The sequence below is a fragment of the Hydrogenophaga sp. SL48 genome (assembly GCF_021729865.1).
Taxonomy (GTDB): Bacteria; Pseudomonadota; Gammaproteobacteria; order Burkholderiales; family Burkholderiaceae_C; genus Hydrogenophaga.
In genome coordinates this window covers 79457-98318 of sequence record NZ_CP063400.1, presented here as the reverse complement: position 1 = coordinate 98318, position 18862 = coordinate 79457, and the positions used below count along the sequence as shown (strand labels likewise).

General features: G+C 68.2%; 10 protein-coding genes. All 10 read right to left on the bottom strand.

The genetic code is table 11. The features are described 5' to 3' along the window. Window positions 1–33 precede the first annotated feature (33 nt). Window positions 34–1743 carry a pilus (MSHA type) biogenesis protein MshL gene (gene mshL / locus IM738_RS00435; protein WP_236963940.1) on the bottom strand — a complete coding sequence of 570 codons (1710 nt, stop codon included), beginning with the start codon at window positions 1741–1743 and terminating at the stop codon, window positions 34–36. A gap of 46 nt (window positions 1744–1789) precedes the next feature. Then, the gene (locus IM738_RS00430) at window positions 1790–2554 is read right to left on the bottom strand and encodes a prepilin-type N-terminal cleavage/methylation domain-containing protein (RefSeq protein WP_236963939.1); all 765 of its coding nucleotides are present in this window, start codon (window positions 2552–2554) and stop codon (window positions 1790–1792) included. Window positions 2555–2571: 17 nt separating this feature from the next. Beyond that, complete coding sequence (locus IM738_RS00425) at window positions 2572–3246, bottom strand: hypothetical protein (RefSeq protein WP_236963938.1); 675 nt, start codon at window positions 3244–3246, stop codon at window positions 2572–2574. Continuing rightward, window positions 3246–3857 carry a hypothetical protein gene (locus IM738_RS00420; RefSeq protein WP_236963937.1) on the bottom strand — a complete coding sequence of 204 codons (612 nt, stop codon included), beginning with the start codon at window positions 3855–3857 and terminating at the stop codon, window positions 3246–3248. Before IM738_RS00420 ends, IM738_RS00425 begins: the two co-directional genes overlap by 1 nt. Window positions 3858–3945: 88 nt before the next feature. Beyond that, a complete protein-coding gene (locus tag IM738_RS00415; protein ID WP_236963936.1) occupies window positions 3946–5235 on the bottom strand; it encodes a hypothetical protein in 1290 nt (429 codons plus the stop codon). After that, window positions 5232–5711, bottom strand: coding sequence for a hypothetical protein (locus tag IM738_RS00410; protein ID WP_236963935.1), 480 nt, complete (start codon window positions 5709–5711; stop codon window positions 5232–5234). Before IM738_RS00410 ends, IM738_RS00415 begins: the two co-directional genes overlap by 4 nt. Further along, window positions 5712–6608, bottom strand: a complete 897-nt coding sequence (locus tag IM738_RS00405) for a pilus assembly FimT family protein (RefSeq protein WP_236963934.1) — start codon at window positions 6606–6608, stop codon at window positions 5712–5714. Window positions 6609–6635: 27 nt separating this feature from the next. Next, window positions 6636–7457 (bottom strand): type IV pilin protein, encoded by an 822-nt coding sequence (locus tag IM738_RS00400; RefSeq protein WP_236963933.1) that lies wholly within the window; start codon window positions 7455–7457, stop codon window positions 6636–6638. 427 nt (window positions 7458–7884) lie between these two features. Then, window positions 7885–11538 (bottom strand): hypothetical protein, encoded by a 3654-nt coding sequence (locus IM738_RS00395; RefSeq protein WP_236963932.1) that lies wholly within the window; start codon window positions 11536–11538, stop codon window positions 7885–7887. A gap of 152 nt (window positions 11539–11690) precedes the next feature. After that, entirely contained in the window at window positions 11691–18557 is a 6867-nt protein-coding gene (locus tag IM738_RS00390; RefSeq protein WP_236963931.1) for a beta strand repeat-containing protein, read from the bottom strand. Window positions 18558–18862: the final 305 nt, after the last annotated feature.

The window sequence follows — 18862 nt, the reverse complement described above, 5'->3', positions numbered from 1 at the left end:
CGGCGGTTTGCTGAAGCGCTTGGTAAATCAGGCTCATAACACGCGAACGCGCAGCACCACGATCAGTTCGCGGGTCCGGTGGCTGTCGCCTTCCTGTGTCACCAGCTTGCCGAAGAACGGCACGTCGGACAGGAAGGGCACACCGCTGTTGGCGCCGCTGCTCGACTGGTCGATCAGGCCACCCACCACCACCACGTCGCCGTCGTTGACGTTGAGCGTGGTGGTCAGGCCTTTGTAGGCCACGTGGGGGAGGCTGACCCGGTTGGTTTCGTTCACGCTGACCAGTTCCAGGGTCTTGGGATCGACATCGCTCTGCACCGGGTTGATCAGCAGCTCGATGGTGCCGTCGTCACGCATCATGGGCAGCACGCCCACCATCACGCCGGAAAACACGGCGTCGGTCTGCACGTCGGACGTGACCGTGCTGGAGCCGCCACCGATGTTGTTCTGGGCCGAGCTGGAGCGCGACACATAACGCTGGCTGGTGCCCACCGACAGCATGGCGGGGGTGCCGTTGCGCACCTGGATGTTGGGGTTGGACAGCACGCGCAGGTTGCCGAACGAGCGCAGCGCGTTGATCACGGACGAACCGTTCTGGTCCTGGTAGGCAATGCCCCCGGACGCGCTGCCCGAGGTGGAACCGACCACGCGCGATGGAATGGTCAGGGAGCTGGCCGGGTAGGCGCGCGAGGCACCGGGCAGGCTGGCCGCGCCGCCGCCCAGGGCCAGCGAGTCGATGCCGAAGTTCAGGGCCAGGCGGCTGCGCAGCTGGGTCCAGTCGATGCCGAACTGGTAGCCGTCGTTCAGCGTCACATCGATCAGCTGCGCCTCGATGTACACCTGTTTGGTCAGCGAGTTCTGGGTGCGCTTGATCAGGTCTTCCACCGAGCGCATCTGCGACGGACGGGCCTTGACGTACAGGGTGCCGGTGGTGCGGTTGAGGGTGAAGCCCTGGCCCTGGTTGGGCTGACGCACCATGGTGGGTGCCTGCTGGGCGGCGGTGGCGGGCGTGCGGTCGTCGTCCGTGGTGAGCTTCGAGTCGCCCAGGATGGTGCGCAGGTTGTTCTCGATCTCGGTGTAGGGGTCGGTCTTGTTGCCGGCGCTGGCGCTCATTGAGAGGCTGCCGGAGATGGCCGAGCTCCCTGCGGTGGAGTTGGCGCCGAACACGTTGCCACCGGAGTTCAGGGCCATCTGGCTGCTCACGTTGAGGAAGCCCAGCGACATGAATTTCTCTTCGTGCAGACGGACGCGCAGCGTCTGGTTGCGGACTTCGCCAGCGACGTCGTAGCTGCGCAGCACCTCGTTGAAGGCCTCGCGCAGCGACACGTCCTTGAGGTACATGTCGGTCTGTGCGCCCTGCTGCACGACCGAGGGTTCCACGATCAGATTGACCTTCGCGGCGTCGGCGAAGGCCGTGAGGATCTGGCTGATGCTGCCGTTGGCGATGGCCACGCTGATGGTCTTGCCCTCCAGCGGATCGTAGACCGGTGCGGCGGGCTGCACGGGCTTGGCCTCGGCCTTCTTGCGCAGGTCGCGCAGCAGCTCGTCCTGCTTGGCCATCAGCTTCATCGACTCGGCCAGGGCCACCTCCTGCATGCGCGCCAGCGGCGTGGCGTCGGCGTCCGACAGGTGCTTGGCGCTCTGTTGCGGCGGCGACACGCACGCGCCGAGCAGCACCGAGGACAGGATCGCAGCGGTCGTTCCCAGTCCGGGCTTGGTCTTCTTGGTATTGGAGGTGTGCATGACGGTTGTCTGAAGTGGGAAGGGATCGGTGGGCGAAGGGGTGGGGTCAGGGCAGGTTCTGCCGGAGCCAGCCGGCCAGCAGCGCGGGGGACTCTGCGAGCACGACGTCGTCGTTCGCGGCGCTGACGGGCGCAGACGGACCGCCCGCGCACGGACCGGCCAGGGTGTTGGGGGCGTCCAGCCGGTCGGCATCGCCGTCGCGGTCCTGCAGGGGAATGACCAGCCAGTAAGCGGCGAGCTGCGACAGGTTGGCGGCACAGTCGATGGCGCCGGCCATGCCGCCGTCGCCGGTGACATAGGAGCGTGTGCTCACCGGCGCGTGGCCGGCGGCGGTGTTGAGGGCCACGATCAGGTCGCCCACGTCCTGGTGGTGGCGCTGGCCCGGCGCGTCGCCGTTGCGCTCCCGGGCCACCGCGAGATCGGCGTCGAGGGACGCCGTGGCGTTGGCCAGCCGGTACACGGCGTAACGGGCGCGGTGTTCGTCGGTGGGCACGGCCAGGCCGGCGCTGACGTAGGGGAACCAGCCGACCTGGCTGCCGGCCGCGCACGCGCCCGCCGCCAGGTTTTCGTACCCGGTGCCGGCGGCGCTGGTGTCCGGACACGGCAGGCGCCCGTGGCGCAGCGCAAAGGCGCGCAGCTGGCCCTGCAGATGGCGCGCGTTGTCCTGCGCGGCACGCCGGTCCTGCGCGTCCTGGAACACGTCATAGGCCGAAAAGGCCGACCACGAGACCAGCCCGACCACGAGCAGCGCCAGGGCCAGCTCCAGGAAGGTGAAGCCTCTTTGTGTGGAGGGAGGACGGCGGGCGGCCATGCAACAGTCCGGTCCGCTCAGCGCGGCTTGCCGCCGGCAGCGACTTCGTTCGAGTAGGACTGCAGCGCGGCCGCGCCGCTGCTGACCTTGCCGCTGACGTCGCGCAGTTCGGCCAGGATCGCCTGCTTGCGGGCCACGTCCGCGGGGGCATTGCGCTGGGAGAGCCTGGTCAGCTCCTGGTTGAGCGCCTGTGCACGCGCGGTCTGGTCCACGATCTGGCGCATGGTGCTGAAGTAACGCGCATCGAAATCGCCGCCCCCCAGGCGCTCCACCTTGTCGAGGTAGGTGCGCACGTCCTGCATGGTGACGTTGGCGCCCTTGGCCTGCAGCTCGACCGACAGCGCGCGCACCTGTTCCCGGACCTTGCGCCGCTCCTCGCGGCTCCTGGTCGGGCGGGCGGTGGCGGGGCCTGCCGCGGCGCTCGGGGCGGCCCAGGGAGCCTGGCCGGCCGCGGGCGCGGCCTGCGTGGCCGGCGCCGTCCCGTCGATGCCAGGCGGGGGCCCGGACATGGACGGGCTGACCGGGCCAGCAACGCCGGCCGCACCGGACGGTGGCGGCGCCACCGGCGACACGCTCGGCGCGGGGGTCGGCTCCGTGGGCGATCCCGCGGGGGACCCGGCCAGCCAGAAGCCCCCCAGGAAGGCGAGCAACAGCAACCCCAGTCCACCCCCCCAGAGAACACCCTTGTTCATCAGTTGCCTTTCGCCCGTGAGGCCGGGAACGCGCCCAGCACCCGCAGGCGCTCCAGGGGCACGGCCACCACAAGCTCCTCGCCGCGGGAGGCAAACACCACGGACTCCATGGAAATGGACTTCACCACCATGCCCTCGGCCACGGGGTCGCCGACGCGGACCAGCCGGCCGTCCACCATGGCGCGGCCTTCGCTGCCGGTCTGGAGCACGAGGCTGACGCGGGGCACGGGCAGCGACACCGGCATCGCGGACATGGCGCGGGGCAGGCGCGCCGCGCCGCCGAACGCCACCTTCTCGACCACGGGAGGCGTTGACGCAAAGATGCTGTCGAACCGGGGCTGGAGCCGGCGCACCGAGCTGCCCATGAGCCCCTGCGCTTCACCGGCGTCCGGGAAGTCCTTCATGCGGCTCATGGCGACCTCGCGCATGGCGTCCAGCGCTTCCCGCGCCTCGGCCTGGTCCTTCAGCTGCTGATCCGACAGTGGCCGGATCGACACCTCGTTCGCGGGCAGGGGACGGCCGCCGGGTCCCATCTTGAGGGCCGTGGTCACCGTCCCCCAGGCCAGGATGGCGAGTGACAGTGTGCTGAGGGTCAAGGCTGCGTATTTCATGCGTTCTGTTGGTTGGTGCCCGGAGCCAGCCCGGCGTCTGTCGAGCCTGTTGCGGCCTCGGCCAGACGCCGGTGAGGCCTGTCGAGGGTCAGAGACTCTTGTGGCCCACGGGCTTGAGGTGGTACGCGAACGCCCCCACCGAACCGTCGCCGGGGTTGGCGGGTTCGGCCTGCCAGCCTTCGAGCTTCAGCTCGGACAAAAAGCGGCTCAACTCCTCGTTGCGTCCGTCGATCACCACACCGTCGACCCGGAAGCGGGCCTTGTGCGTGGCGTCGGCCTTGACCAGCTGCACGTTCTGGACACGCACGGCGGCGCCCGCCGCGCGGCGGATCGTGTGAAGCATCTGGATGGGGTCGTAGATGGCGGCATGACCCAGCTGGCGGGTCAGGGCCAAGGAGGGCTCCAGCTCCGGTGCGGGTGCGGCCTGGCTCACGAGCGACGCCCGCTGGCGCAAGCCCGCCATTTCGCCTTGCATCGAGGCCGCGACCTGCGTTTCCTGCTGCGCGAGCTGGTGGGAAAAGACGGCAAAGCCCCCCAGCCCCACCGCCACCACGGCGATCATCGCGGCCAGTGGCAACACGTACGACTCGCTCATCCAGGCCAGCTTGGCCAGGCCCGAGGCCTGCACCGCCTTCTGCCCTGCGGCCCCGATCAGGTGGGGGAGCGCCGACGATTTGCGGTCGGTGCTTTCGCCCCGCAGGGTGACGTGGGGCACCAGCCTGACCTCTTGCGACGACAGCTCGGCCAGCCGGCTCGCCAGGGCCTGCTCGGCGGCCAGTTCGTCGGTGAGCGTCGACGACCACAACACGCCTTGGCCCGCCTCACCGCCGGCGCTGGCCCGGAGCTGGGCCATCAGCGCGCGCAAAGGCGCCTGCATGTCGGCCACATCGGTGCCCAGCGCGGTGGCGCCCGCGTAATGCATCTTGCCCTCGGACTCGCTGTAGGCATGCAGCTGGGTGCCCGAGCGAAGCACATGCACCCGCCCTTCGGTCGCCATGGCCGGCAGCAGGCTGGCCAGGGGCACGATCAGGCAGTGGTCCCGCTGACCCTCCGCCCAGGTCTGCAGCTGCTGCCAGGCGTCCAGCGGCACGGCCGTGTACAGGGCGAGCGTGCTGTCGGTGTGGCGGATCTGCCGGTGAATGAAGACCTGCAGCGGGCCTTCGACCAGGCCTTCGGTGCGAACGGCCTTCTCGATCAGCGACGCCGCGTACTCGGCCTTGCCCTTGCAGGCCTGGACACCGGACTGGGACTGTTCGAAATCCACCACCACCAGGGCCGAGCCGTCCAGCCCCGACCAGGGCTGAATCGGCAGGCAGCTGCCCTCTTTGAGCTGGAACCAGCCTTGAGGGGACGCGAGGATGATCTGGTCTGGGTTCATGGTGCACTGATCGGGAAATGGACCATGCCGGTCATCTCGAGGCTGAAGCCCCGGTCGTCCGGGAGCGCCGGTGTGAACAGCCCCGCCTCGGGACTGACCACCGACACGGCAAAGGTCTCGGGCGCGAACCACTGCCGCGCGTTCACGCCCACCAGCTGGCCCAAGGTCTTTTCTGCGTCCTGCCGGGACACCACGGCCGCGGTTCGCTGCACCCGGCGATGGGTCCAGCGCTCCGGATCGAGCCCGTCCTTTTCGATCCGGGTGCGAATCACGTCGGCCTCCCGGATGAAAGCTTCGCGCTGTTCGATGGCCGGCAGCAGGGCGCGCAGCTGGCCCAGCTCGGTGCGGGCTTGCACCGTCTGCTGGCGGGCGCTGCTCAACCGGGAAACGCTGTCCAGCGCTGCCCAGGCCGCAACGGCCAGCGCGGCGGTGGCGATGCCCAGAATGCCCAGGCGCACGTGACGGGGCAAGGCCATTTACTGGTCCATCGCCCAGTGGGCGGTGAGCAGGGTCACGCGGTCTTCGTCGTACTCGCGACCGGTGGTGGTGGCGCCACCGGGGTTGTCGGCACCGATGGCGGTGGCGTCGGTGCCGGACTGGGCGTTGCCGCCGATGTTGCTGGCCACCGTGTTGTTGGCTTCCCAGGAGGTGCCTGGCGCGTTGGCTTCGGCAGACTGGGTGTGGGCATCGCGACCCTGGATGCGGAAGCGGCCTTCGCGCGAGTCGGGTTTGCCGTCGATGATCTGGTCGATGTAGCGGGCCAGGTCGGGCGTGAGGCCCCGCACCACCATCACGTTGCCGGCGCCACTGGCGGTGCCCGCACGGTTCCACTGGAAGCACACCTGAACCTCGGTGGAGTTGCCGTTGGTGTCCTGGTACACGTAGCGGTCTTCGTGCGCTTCACCACGGCCTGGCGGCAGGCGCACACCGTGGCGGGTCATCAGCGTGCGCAGGCCCTGGGTCGCCAGGCCCACGTCGTCCACACCGGTCTGACCGGCCGCGTAGCCCTGGCCTTCGCAGACCTTCAGGCCGGTGTTGGTGAAGTTCTCGGGAATGCCGGCAACAGCCTGGGCACCCCCACGCTGGCAGGAGCCGGCCCCGCCAATCCCGGTTTCTGCGCCGTTGACCATGTAGGTCGGTGCCTGCTGGCAGTCGCCGACCACCGTGCCCGTGCGCTGGTAGTACTGGTCGTAGGCCATCTTCCACTGCTCCAGGAACTTGTTGGAGACCTTGGTGTATTCGGCGTTGCGCTGAACGTCTTTGCCGATGGCGATGGCGCCGATGATCAGGCCGATCACGGCCAGCACCAGGGTCAGCTCGATCAGGGTGAAGCCCGACTGGGCGGCACGGCGGTTGTGCATTGAATGCTTCATGGTGTGTGGTCCGGTGGAGGGGTGGACTTATTGGTTCATCTTGTAGATGGCGACCACGGTCGCGACCTGGTCTTCGTCAAACCGCCGGTTGTCGCCAGTGGCGCCGCTGGCGATGGAATCGTCGTTGGTGCGGTTCCACTGCACGCCCGGTGCGTTCGCGGTGCCGTTGGCGATGCCTTGCAGGCGGAAGCGGCCTTCCTGCGCGTCGGGCTTGCCGTCGGTGATCTGGTCCAGCATGCGGGCCAGGTCGGGCGTGAGGCCGGAGATGACCATCACGTTGCCGGAGCCGTCGGGGCTGGTGGGCGGGTTCCACTGGAAGCAGACCTGCACCTCCTGCGGGTTGCCGTTGCTGTCGAGGTAGACATACCGGTCTTCAAACCCCTCGGCACGACCGGGCGGCAGGCGCACACCCGTCTGGGTCATCTGGGTGCGCAGGGTGGTCACCGCTGTGCCGCGCGCGGTCATGCCACCCCCGTCCGCCTTGTCGCACACACGGGGAACGTCCCCAGCCGCCACGGCGGTCATGTTCCCGCCGGAAATCGGCACACCCGCCCCCACCGTGTAGTTCAGGCCGTTGACCATGAGGCGAGGTGCGGTCTGGCTGTCGCCCACCACCACGCCCGTGCGCTGGTAGTACTGGTTGTAGGACTGCTCCCACTGGTCGATGAACTTGTTCTTGACCTTGGTGTACTCGGCGTTGCGCTGGACATCTTTGCCGATGGCCATCGCGCCGATGATCAGACCGATGACGGCCAGCACCACCGACAACTCCACCAGGGTGAAGCCGCCCTGCGTGCCGCGCCTGCCCGAACTTGCAGCCACTCGGGCCGCCGCTAAACCGTGCTTCATGCAATCTCCTGAATGATTGGGTGGGGTGCAGCGAGGTCCAATTTCTTACCTTCGACCCTTGTCGTTTGTCACAAACTGACGCTGATTGATACATTTTGCAATGATTTGCAACAAAGTCGGCGTGATTTATTCGCATCGCCAGGGTTTTTTTGTTGCTGTGGTGCAGCAAAGGCGATGAGGACGGGGAAAGACCTGCCCGGAGAATCCGGGTGCCCGCCCGCTCAAGAACGCCTGAAACGGGTGGCTTCGGTGCCACCCCGGCCACCCGCAGGAGGGGCGCTGGTGGCCCCGGTCACGCCACCGTCAGGATCGGGGCGGGGACACCGGGGCCATGGGACTGACGACACCACGGCGGGCCATCGAGAACAGGGCGTTCTCCGGCCAGGTGATGACCCTCAGGGGGTCCGGCGAGAAGACACGCGGCCGTTCAGTACACGCCCACCGCGTTGAGGTACCAGCCCTTGTACCGGTAGTCCGAGTGGCGCAGATCGTCGCTGAAGTCGGTGAAGTTGTAGCCCACCCCGAGGCGGAAATGGGGCGTGATCTGCTTGTCCACGCCGGCCAGCCAGCCGGACCGCTGGTTCTTGTCCTGCACGGTCTGCAGCCAGCGGTGTTCGACCAGCACGTCCCAGCTCTGCAGCACGCGGTAGCGGACCTGCCCGGCGACGAAGTGGCGCGTGTTTTCATACCAGGCGCCGGTGTTGCGCCCCTCGCGCAGTTCGCCGTTGCGGTAGGCGTATTTGCCCCCCACTTCCCACACCGGGTTGATCCGGTACAGCACCTCGGAGGCGGCGATGTGCGCCCGCTGGTCCACCGAGTTGTTGGCCACGCCGGAGGTGGGCGAAATCTGCGCCACCGTGCCCAGGTCGTACAGGTAGGTGTACTTCGACAACCAGGCCCAGCGGCCGCTGTCGGCGGGGCGGTACGCCAGCCCCACGCTGGCTTCGGTGAAGCGGGCGTCGTCGTTGCGGTCCTGCAGGTCGCGGGTCAGGGAGGTCCTCAGCCGCAACGCCGTGCGCCAGTCTTCGCTGAATTTGCGGGTCAGGCCCACGCTCAGCAGGTACTGGTTGCGGGCCTGGGCGCCCCGGTCCCGGCGGTATTCGAACCGTGGGGTGAAGCTGGTCCGGCTGTCGTTGTAGCTGGCCAGCACGGTGCCCGAGCGACGCAGGGTTTCACCGCCCTCGGCGTCCTCGATCCGGCTCTGCGCGTAGCGCAGGCCGAGCTGCCAGTGCCGCGCGATGTTGTAGTCCATGCCCAGGTTCTGGCCGCGCCCGCTGGTCCCCGCCCGGTCGCTCAGCTGCGCCTCCTGGAACAGGCTCAGGCCGCCGCCCGCGTTCCAGCGCTGACCCAGCGACAGGCTGCGACCGAGCCCGTCTTCGAACGGATCGCTGCCAAAGAGATCGCCCGGTTGCGTCGCGTAGGCGTAGCGGGTGTACAGGTTGTAGTCGGGTGTGACGTAGTAGCTGCCTTCGAGCTTGCCGGCCACGCCGCGCGTGCCGGTCGACACCTCGGCGGTCGCCGACGAACGCTCGCCGAAGTACCGGGTGGCCCCGAGTCCGTAGCGATCGTTTTTCAGCGTCTCGTCGCTTTGCAGGGTGCTCTGCACAAAGGCATAACCTTCGGTCTGGCCACCGAACTTGCGCTTGTAGCGAAGCCCCATGTAGGTGGCGGTACCGATGCCCTGCCCCGCGTTGCGCACCGCCTCGTCCCTCTCGGTGAAGTCCCCGCCCGGTTCGGCCGAGCGGATCCGGCGCAGCTCCAGGCCCACGCTTTGCACGTCGTCCAGGCGCCAGTTGCCCACCAGCTGGGCTTGCTCGATGCTCGCCTGGGCATCGGTCTCGCGCCGGCTCAGCCGCGCCCCCACGTCCAGGTCGGCAGCCACCTGCCCCACCAGCTCGACACCCGCCTCGCGGCTGTGCAACCCGGCCGATTCGGCCCGGGCGGTGGAATAACCGGCCTCCCGGTCCTTGTACCAGGCCCCGGCGCTCACGTTGCCTTTCGTCAGCCCGAGTTCATAGAGGTTGACCTTCGCCTCGACGCCCAGCGCCCGCCCCGATCGGTCCTCGGTCTCCAGGGCCACCGCCCGCTGGGTGTAGGTGAGGCCGCCGTTGTCGGAGTAGTGCACGTCCGACTGGGTCGATTCGCTCTGGGCCAGTTCCGCCTTGAGGTAGGTGCCCCGCCCTGCACGCAGCGTGACATCCACCCCCTGCAGCTTGTAGTCGTCGCCCGCGCGGTCTTCCGACACCACGGTGCCGCCGACCGCCACATGGTCGCCCGCCCAGACCTGGCCACGCCCGCCGACCACGAGGTTCTCCAAGCCCTCGGGGACGTACTCGTAGTCCACGAGCAGGTGGTTCTCGTGGTCGCCCTCGGCGCTCAGGCGCGTGATGCCGAACCCGCTGTCCAGATCGCTGCGGCCCAGCGGGCGGCTCAGGATGATGCGGCCCTGGATGTAGTCGATCTCGTAGTCGGTGCCGAAGACCAGGCGCCCGCGCCGGACCACCTGCCCGGTCACCCTGTCACGGACCTCGACGTGCAATTGCTCGGAGCCCCGCAGCACGTCGGTGTGCTTGAGGTAATACAGGCTGCCCCCGGTGCCCAGCAGATCGCTGTAGCCCTTGGCCGACTGGGCTTCCGACGCAAACACGGTGGCCTGCGCCTTCGGATCGTCGAACCGGGTGGTGCCGTTGCTGCGCCATTTGAGCGCCCCGCCATAGAGCGTGCGTTGGTACTGGTTGAACTCGCCGCCATCGATGCCGGTGTTGAAGTTGCCCCAGATCGCCTGGTTCTTGTCCCAGTCGAGCCGCACGTAGAGCTTGCCGGCGCTGTCCACGTCGCGGTAGCCGGTGGCGTCGTCGCCGTACACCGAGTAGTACTGGTCCGGATCAAGGCGACGGAAGATGTCCTGGGGCGTGGCCTTGAAGAAGTTCTTGAACAGGTTGTTCAGTTCCTGGTCTTCGGTGTCGGCCTGGGCGGTGATGAGGTATTTGCCCTGGATCTTGCCTTTGAGGTAGAAGGCCAGGCGCCCCTCCTTGAGCAGCTCCTGATCGAAGCCATCCTCTGCCGAGGCGGGTTCGATGTTGCCCGACACCTTGGATTTGGACAGGTAGAAATCCGCCATGCCGACCATGAAGAAGTACTCGCCGCTGATGTTCACGTCCAGCTGGCGGGAAAAGTCCGGCGCGGCTTTCAGGCCACTGACGTCGATCTTCAGGCTGTGCGAACCGACGGGGAGCAGGACCTCGGACACGAAACGGCGGTTGTTGTCCAGCGACGCCGTCTTGCCGTTGATCTGGACCTGGGCGTCGTCCGGGATGTCCTGCCCGAAGATGCGCACGATCGAGCCCGACAGGGGAATGTTCTGCTTCACGAGACCGTTGACCAGCTGCGCCTGTCGCGCCAGGCGCTGGTCAAGGGTGAAGCCGTCGGCCAGCTGGTTGCTCTCGCTGAGCAACTGTTCCTTGGCCAGGCGCCATTCCTGCTCGGTGTACAGGCGCACGGAACGCGTCTGTGTTTCGTCCAGCTGACCGCCCGTGCCGTAGGCCCGCACCAAATAGACCAGCGTGTCACCGGCGCGCAGGCCATGGCCCGCGGGCAACTGGCCGTCCCATTGCGCAATCCCCTCGCCGCTCACGGACAAAGGCAGGGTGACCAGGGGTTTGACCAGATCGGTGTCGCGCCCGCTGAACACCAGCAACTCCATGCGCTGAATGAAGCCGGCGTAGTTGCTGCTGTAGTTGAAGCTCAGGGCCTCGCTCAGCCTGTCGTCGCGGATGCCGGCGATGGAGGTGGACGACACGTTCATCTGCGGCGTGAGGTTGGCCGGATCTTCCGTCGCCCACACCCGGCCACCGCCCGGCAGGGTCAGCACCTGTCCAGGCTTCACCTGGGTCGCGACCGGCGCGGCCACCGTGGCCGGGGCCTGCTGGACAGGTTTGGCCGTTTGGGCGCTCGCCGCCAACGGCGTCAACGCGAAGATCGCGCCCATCGGCAGCAGCGCCGCCGCACGAAACCAATCGGTCCCGGCGCGCTGGCGGCGCATGGCGACAAGTCGTTCGATGTGGTGTGAGGTGGGTTTCATCTTGCGGTCGTCCGTACGGGTTGTGTGCGGTTTCAAGGGGAGACGCCGGGCCCCGGGGCGGTGCGCGCAATCGGTGCGCGATCACCCCCCTCGGGGCGCTGGCAGGCGGGGAAGGCGTTCACCTTCGGAAGCCTCGGGTCAGGTGCGGGCCATCAACGCGACGGTGTGGGGGCCGGTGCGCCCGGCGTCGGCGCCGGTGGCGGCACCACGATGGCGGCAGGCGCTGCGTTGTCAAACCCGACACCGAAGTCGAACCGCACCATCAGGCCGCCGGTCAGGCGACGCACCAGGGGGTTCCCGGTCGTCACGCGAGCGCCCTGTGGCAGGCTGACCGGGTCCAGCTTCAGCACGAAGTTGCGCCCGCGCATCCGCGCAGCGGCATCGATGCCTTCGAGGTGGAAGCGGCCGTAGCTGTCCGTCTGCACCACCAGTCCCTCGGGGCTGGCCAGGCGCACACCCGGCAGGCCCAGCTCGGAGACCCCGCGGTTGGTGAGGATGTAGTCCACCCGGTGCTTGCCATCCACCGCCGTGACCGTGCGCTCGACACGCAGGTCCTGGCCGTTCAGCCCGGTGGCCACGTCGCCCTCGTGCCCGTAGACCACCTCGCCGCTGGGCTTCACGGTGATGCGTGTGCCCTCACCGCTGGTGATCACGCTGTCGCCGACGAACGCCGGGGCGCTCAGCCACTGGCTGATCACCACACGGGACAGCGGGGTCGCCGGGTCGGCGTCGCCGCGTCCGCGCAGGGTGCCGATGCGGATGCCGTGCAGCAGCGGTGCGCTCGCATCGGGTTCCGGCTGCGCGCCCTGTCCGCGGTCCACGGTGGTGGAGCCGGCCACATAGACGGAGGCATCGATGCCACCCTGGATCTTCACGTCGTGGGCGTCGGCGCTGTCTTGCCAGCCGTCGCCGTCCCGGTCGATGAACACCGTGCCGATGATCGACGTTTCGTCGGTGTCCGGGTCGGCCGAGACCGACACCACGGCCTTCGCCGTGCTCCCGACCTGCGCGCCTTCATGCAACGGGACGGCGGTGTTCACCGCATCCCCGCGAAGCGCGTTCGCGCCCACGCGGAGCACGTAGGTGATGAACGCCTTGCCGTTGCCGGCGAGGTCGATCTGGTCCAGCGTGATCGGGCCGGTGCCGGTCACCGTGCCGCTGCCGTTGCGGTCCTGGAACCGGGCGCTGCCCGACACCAGGCTGAAGCCCGGCGGTGGGGTGTCGACGATCCGCAGACCCTCCACCTCGGTGTCGTTCTCCGAGAGGTTGTCGATCTGCAGGGTGTACGACACGAAGTCACCCACCCGGGTCTGCTTCACGTTCGCGGTCTTGATCACCCGCACCAGCACCTGGCACTGCTTGATCTTCACCACGATGGTGGCGGTGTCGCAGTTGTTCGACACGCTGCGCTGACAGATCTTGTAGGTGATCGAGTACGACCCGCCCGGGGTACCCGCCGGCACCTTCACGTCGCCTGTGGCCGTGTTGAGTTCGGGCACGGGCTTGCCTGGCCTGGTGGGTTTGGCGGGGGAGACCACCGAACCCAGGAACTCGGCCGCGCGGATCGGCTGGCCATCGACGGTGTCGTTCTTGTAGGCGTTGCCCACAATGGCGTCCCCCTTGGGGCACATGATTTCGCCGAAGTCGTCGTTGTTGGCCCGCACCACCGCCGGAATCACCTGGGTGCTCAGAGTGACGCGGCATTGGGCGTCCTGGCTGCCGGCAGCGCACTGGGTGCTGCTCACCGTGGCCACGTTCACCACCCGGCGCGCCCGGACATCGGCCGCGGTGACGGTGTAGGTGCCCTGGAGCACGCAGGACTGTCCGGGCAGGACACTGGCACAGCTGATGCTGCCCGGCTCGATCCTGGCGTCGCTCACCACCACGTTGCTCAGCGGAACGAAGCCCGTGTTGCTCAGGGTGACGCGGTAGGTCAGGGTGTCGTTCAGGGACACCTTGCCGTTCCGGTCCTCATCGGCATTGCTCGACACCTGTTTGCTCAAGGTCTGCCGCGGGCTGCCCGTGCTCTGGATCACGAAGTTGAAGACCGAGAGCTGTCCGCCGGCGTCGGTGATGGTCACGCTGATGTTGAAGGTGCCGACCTGGGTGGTCGTGCCCGACAGCAAGCCGCTGGCACTCAGGCTCAGGCCCGTGGGCAGGCTGCCGCCGGTCACCGCAAACGTGTAGGGCGCCAGGCCACCCGAGGCCGTGAGCAACTGGCTGTAGGCCTCACCCGCCACCGGATCGGGCAGCGTGGTCGGCGTCACCGCAATGGTGGGCGCGGCCACGTTGAGCACGTGGTTCTGTGCCACGGAGAAGGGCGAACCGACGCCCGTCAGGGCGCTGTCCGTGGCGGTCACGGTGATGGGATAGCTGCCCGGTGCGGTCGGCGTGCCCGAGAGCGTGTTGCCGCTGAACGTCACCCCGGTCGGCAGTGCGCCCGTCAGCGCGTAGGTGAAAGGACCAGGGCTGCCGCTGGCCGTGAAGACCTGTGAATAGGCCACGCCGTAGGGGGCGGTCAACACACCCGCCGCAGGGGTCATCGTCAGCGTGGGGGCGCCAACGACCAGGGTGTAGGCGCGGCTGCCGACCTGACTGAAGTTGTCGGTCACGGTGACCGTGAAGCTGAAGCTGCCGACCTGGGTCGCAGTGCCCGTGAGCGCACCGCCGCTGCCCAGGGTCATGCCTGCGGGCAGGGCGCCACTGGTGAGTGCGAAGCTGTAGGGGACCACACCGCCGCTGGCCGTGAGCGTCTGGCTGTAGGCCGTACCGACGGCGGGGTTGGGCAGCGATACCGGGCTCACCACCAGGGTCGGCGCGGCCACGTTGATGGTGTAGTTCTGAGCGACGGAGAACGGCGCGCCCGCACCGGTCGCCAGCGTATCGGTGGCGGTCACCGTGACCGGGTAACTGCCGGGCGCGCTCGGCGTGCCGGAGACCGTGTTGCCGCTGAACGTCAGGCCCGCCGGCAAGGCACCGGTCAAACCGTAGCTGAAGCTGCCCGAGCCCCCGCTGGCAACGAAGCTCTGCGAATAGACCACGCCATACGGCGCGGTCAACGTCCCTGCTGCGGGTGCCAGCGTCAAGGTGGGCGCGGCGATGGTCACGGTGTAGGCGCGCGAGCCCGTCTGCGCATGGGCGTCCGTCGCGGTGACCGTCAGGTTGAAGGTACCCACCTGGTTCGTGGTACCGGACAGCACGCCACCCGTGGACAGGGCCAAGCCGGTGGGCAGGCTGCCGGCGCTCACCACGAAGCTGTACGGCGCGATACCACCCGAGGCCGTGACCGTCTGGCTGTAGGGCGTACCCACCGCCGGATTGGGCAGTGTGGTCGGGCTCACCGCGATGGTGGGTGCCGCCACCGTCAGCGTGTAGCTCTGCGCGATCGAGAACGGTGCACCGGAGCCGGTGGAGCCGGTGTCTGTGGCCGTGATGGTGAAGTTGTAGCTGCCCGGCGCCGTGGGTGTGCCCGAGACGGTATTGCCAGAGAACGTCACACCGGTCGGCAACGCGCCCGCCGTCAACGCGTAGTTGTACGGACCGGTGCCACCGCTGGCCGTGAAGCTCTGGCTGTAGGGCGCTGCATAGGGCGTGTTGAAGGTGGTGGCGGCCGGGGTCAGCGCCAGACCCGGCGGGGCCACCGTCAGCACATACACCGTGCCGACCGTGTAAGGGCCGTTGCCGGTGCTGCTGTCGGTGGCGGAGGCGTTGAGCGTGAAGCTGCCGGCCTGGGTCGGTGTGCCGGAGACGGTGACGCTGTTGGCCGTGGTGCCGGTGATCGACAGACCCGCGGGCAGGTTGGTGACGATGAAACTGCTCCAGGGCGGTGCCCCTCCGTTCAGGGTGATGGTCTGGGAATACGGCGTGCCGACGGTGGCCGAGAAACCGCCGCTGGGCGTGGCGGTGATGACCGGGTCATTCACCGTGACGGTGACCGTGGCTGGCGCCGAGGTGCCGCCGGTATTGGTCGCGGTGTAGGTGAAGCTGTCCGGCCCGGCATACCCTGTGGTGGGCTGGTAGGTGATGGACGTACCCGATGCGATGGCCGTGCCGTGGGTGGGCGCCGTGCCGACCGCGACCGAGGTCGGCGTGCCGCCGGTGATGTTCAGCGTCACGGGCGTGGCGGCCGCGTTGTACGCCACGGTGAGCGACACCGCGTTGGCCACCGGCGGGATGTCGATCACGGTGATCGCATACGCCTGGGTCGCGGTGTACGGGCCGGTGCCGGTGCTGCTGTCACTCGCGGTGATGCTGAAGTTGAAGCTGCCCGGTGCGCTGGGGGTGCCGGTGATGGCGCCGTTCGCGGCGTTGAGGCTCAGACCGCCCGGCAGTGCACCGGCGGTGACCGCATAGCTGTAGGGCGCCGTGCCACCCGAGGCCGCCGTGATGCCGGCCGAGTAGGCGGTGCCGACCGCGCCGCCGGCCAGACCGGTCGCCGCCAAGACGATGGTGGGCGGGGACACGACGAGCGTGTAGGACTGGCTGCCCGCGAACGGACCCGGGAAGGGGCTGCTGTCGGTGGCGGTGGCGGTGAAGTTGAAGCTGCCGCCCGCCGTGGGCGTGCCGCTGAGCACACCCCCTGCAGACAGGGTCAGGCCTGCGGGCAAGGCGCCCGCCGTCACCGCGAAGCTGTACGGCGACACGCCGCCGCTGGCGGTGAGGGTCTGGCTGTAGGCCGCGGTGACCGCGCCGTTGGGCAGCGTGCCCGGGCTGACCGTCACCGGCACATCGTCGTTGGTGATCGTCCCCACGCCCTGGTTGTCGGCGATGGTGGCGTTGCTCGCACCACTGAGGTTGACGAAGAAGGTTTCGCCGGCCTCGGGCACGGTTTCGCCCGCCACCAGCACCGTGATGGTCTGCGTGGTCTGGCCCGCGGTGAAGGTCAGCGTGCCGCTGGTGCTGGTGTAGTCGGCCGGCTGTGTGGCGGTGCCGTCGGCGGTAGCGTAGTTGACGCTGACGGTCTGGCCGCTGGCGGCGCTGAGGGTGACAGTGAACACCGCGTTGACGGTGCCGGCATTGCCTTCGACCACAGTGACGTCGTTGATCGACAGCGACGGAAGCGGATCGTCGTTGACGATGGTGCCCACGCCCTGGCCGTCGCCGACGATGGCGTTGACCACGTTGGTCACGTTGACGAAGAAGGTCTCGCTGGGCTCGTTGAGCACATCCCCGTTGACCTGCACGGTGAAGCTGTAGGTGCTGCTACCGGCCGGGATGGTCTGGCCGGTCAGGCTGTTGGCGACGTAATCCACGCCCGCCGTGGCGGTGCCGTTGGCGGTGGCGATGTCGAAGGTGACGCCGCCCGGGCCGGCCGGCGCGCTCAGGCTCACCGTGAAGGTGAAGTTGGTGGTGCCGGCATTGCCTTCGCTGGCGGTCACGTCGTTGATGGTCAGCGTCGGCAGGTCGTCGTTGAGGATGGTGCCGGTGGCACTGGCCGGCGCACCCACCGTGTAGCCGGCGCCGGCCGCGAGGGTGAGGCTCACCGTCTCGTCGGCTTCGATCGTGGCGTCGGCGGTCGGATTGACCGTGATGGTGCCGGTGGTGTTGCCAGCCGAGATGACCAGCGGCGAGGTCACGGCCGCGTAGTCGGTGCCGGAGGTGGCGGTACCGCCCACCGTGTAATTGACCGACAGCGCGGAGAACGACGCCTGGTTCAGGGTGACGGTGTAGACCAGGTTCGGCGCACCGTCTTCGGCCACAGCGGCCGGCGACACCGTCAGAGTGGCCGACGGCACGTCGTCGTTGAGGATGGTGCCCGTGGCGCTGGCGGGCGCGCCCACGGTGTAGCCCGTGCCGGCGGCGACGGTCAGGGTGACGGTTTCATCGGTCTCGACCGTGCCGTCCACCGTGGGGTTGATGGTGATGGTCGCCGTGGTCGCGCCGCCGGGGATGCTGACGGTGGCGACACCGCCGGTGTAGTCCACCCCCGAGGTGGCAGTGCCACTCGTGCTGATGGTGACCACCGTCGCCGACGACAGGTTCAGGCTGCGGGTGACGGTGTAGGTCAGGTTGGTCGCGCCGTCCTCACTCACGCTGGCCGGGGATACCGCGATGGACACCGACGGCGGCGGGCTGACGGTGACGGTGAAGGGTTCGAGTTCGAAATACGCCGAATTGCTGGGGGTGCTGGCGTCGGTGACACGCAGCGTGACCGGATAGTTGCCCGGTGCGGCCGCGGTGGTGCCACTGACCACGCCGGCGCTGGAGATGCTGATGCCGGCCGGGAAGGTGCCGGTTTCGAGCAGGTATGTGTGCGGGGCGACACCACCGGCGGTGGAGAGCGTCTGCGAGAAGGGGGCGCCCTGGATCGCGGTGACGCTGGTCGGAACGAGCGCCAGACTCGGGTTCTGCACCGTGCCGGAATAGGCCCTGACAACGAAGTCGCCGATGTTGTCCTGTGAGCGCACACCGAAGGTGTAACCGCCGCGTTCCGTGGGCGTACCCGACAGCACGCCGGCAGCGCTCAACGTCAGGCCCGGCGGCAACGTACCGCTGCTGAGGGTATACGTATAAGGTGCCACGCCCCCGGTGGAGGTCAGCGTCTGGCTGAACGGTGTGCCGGCGGTCAGGGTCGGCAACGAGGCCGGCGACACGACGATCGCCGAGGTCGGCGGGGTGATGGTGACATTGAAGAACAGCTCATCGCCGTTTTCGTCTTCCAGCGCGAACGTGTCGGTGGTGGTCGCACTACCGTTGTGGGTGTAGGTGACCGTCTGGTTACCCGGACCGCTCTGGGGGCCGAGGACGACCGAGCCGTTGGCAGGAAGAAACGGCGCGAAGGGCCCGCCCATGCCGAAGTTGAAAGGACCGTCGCAAGCCGCCAGATCGATCGACGTCACCGATCCGCCGCTGGCCACCGTGAGGTTCTGCGCCGGGCAATACGGCGAGACCTGGGCCATCGCCAGACTCGGCAGGCACAGCGCCAGCGTGAGCCAGAACAACCGCACCAGCGACAACGGCCAGGTGCGCCAGCGACGCACGCACGAAAACGCACCCAGATTCAAGAACCCTGCAGGCATTTGCCCCTCCCTCACAGTCGTTTCGACCTGAGCTGTTGACTTGGTTGGCTCGCACAAGCGGCCGGTAAGGCCGGCCAGTATAGTTACAACAGGCTACAAAAAAGGTGGCAAATCAACCACACCCCCACCCATTGTTCGCACGTTTTTGTGCGTTTTTGCCGACCAGCACCCCGAACGGCCACCTGGCTGACCGCCTCGCGTTGCACCTGTCAGCGTTGACAGGGCATCGCCCGGCCTCCCGCTCAAAGCGCACAAGATGTAACAAGGCGGCGCACCTGCGCCAGCCACCAACCCCCCAGGGAGGA

Bases quoted from the DNA above. Each gene is read 5' to 3' on its own strand.
- IM738_RS00400 (WP_236963933.1), bottom strand. From the start codon at position 7,457: ATGAAGCACGGTTTAGCGGCGGCCCGAGTGGCTGCAAGTTCGGGCAGG.
- IM738_RS00415 (WP_236963936.1), bottom strand. From the start codon at position 5,235: ATGAACCCAGACCAGATCATCCTCGCGTCCCCTCAAGGCTGGTTCCAG.
- IM738_RS00390 (WP_236963931.1), bottom strand. From the start codon at position 18,557: ATGCCTGCAGGGTTCTTGAATCTGGGTGCGTTTTCGTGCGTGCGTCGC.
- IM738_RS00425 (WP_236963938.1), bottom strand. From the start codon at position 3,246: ATGAACAAGGGTGTTCTCTGGGGGGGTGGACTGGGGTTGCTGTTGCTC.
- IM738_RS00405 (WP_236963934.1), bottom strand. From the start codon at position 6,608: ATGAAGCATTCAATGCACAACCGCCGTGCCGCCCAGTCGGGCTTCACC.
- IM738_RS00420 (WP_236963937.1), bottom strand. From the start codon at position 3,857: ATGAAATACGCAGCCTTGACCCTCAGCACACTGTCACTCGCCATCCTG.
- mshL (WP_236963940.1), bottom strand. From the start codon at position 1,743: ATGCACACCTCCAATACCAAGAAGACCAAGCCCGGACTGGGAACGACC.
- IM738_RS00410 (WP_236963935.1), bottom strand. From the start codon at position 5,711: ATGGCCTTGCCCCGTCACGTGCGCCTGGGCATTCTGGGCATCGCCACC.
- IM738_RS00395 (WP_236963932.1), bottom strand. From the start codon at position 11,538: ATGAAACCCACCTCACACCACATCGAACGACTTGTCGCCATGCGCCGC.
- IM738_RS00430 (WP_236963939.1), bottom strand. From the start codon at position 2,554: ATGGCCGCCCGCCGTCCTCCCTCCACACAAAGAGGCTTCACCTTCCTG.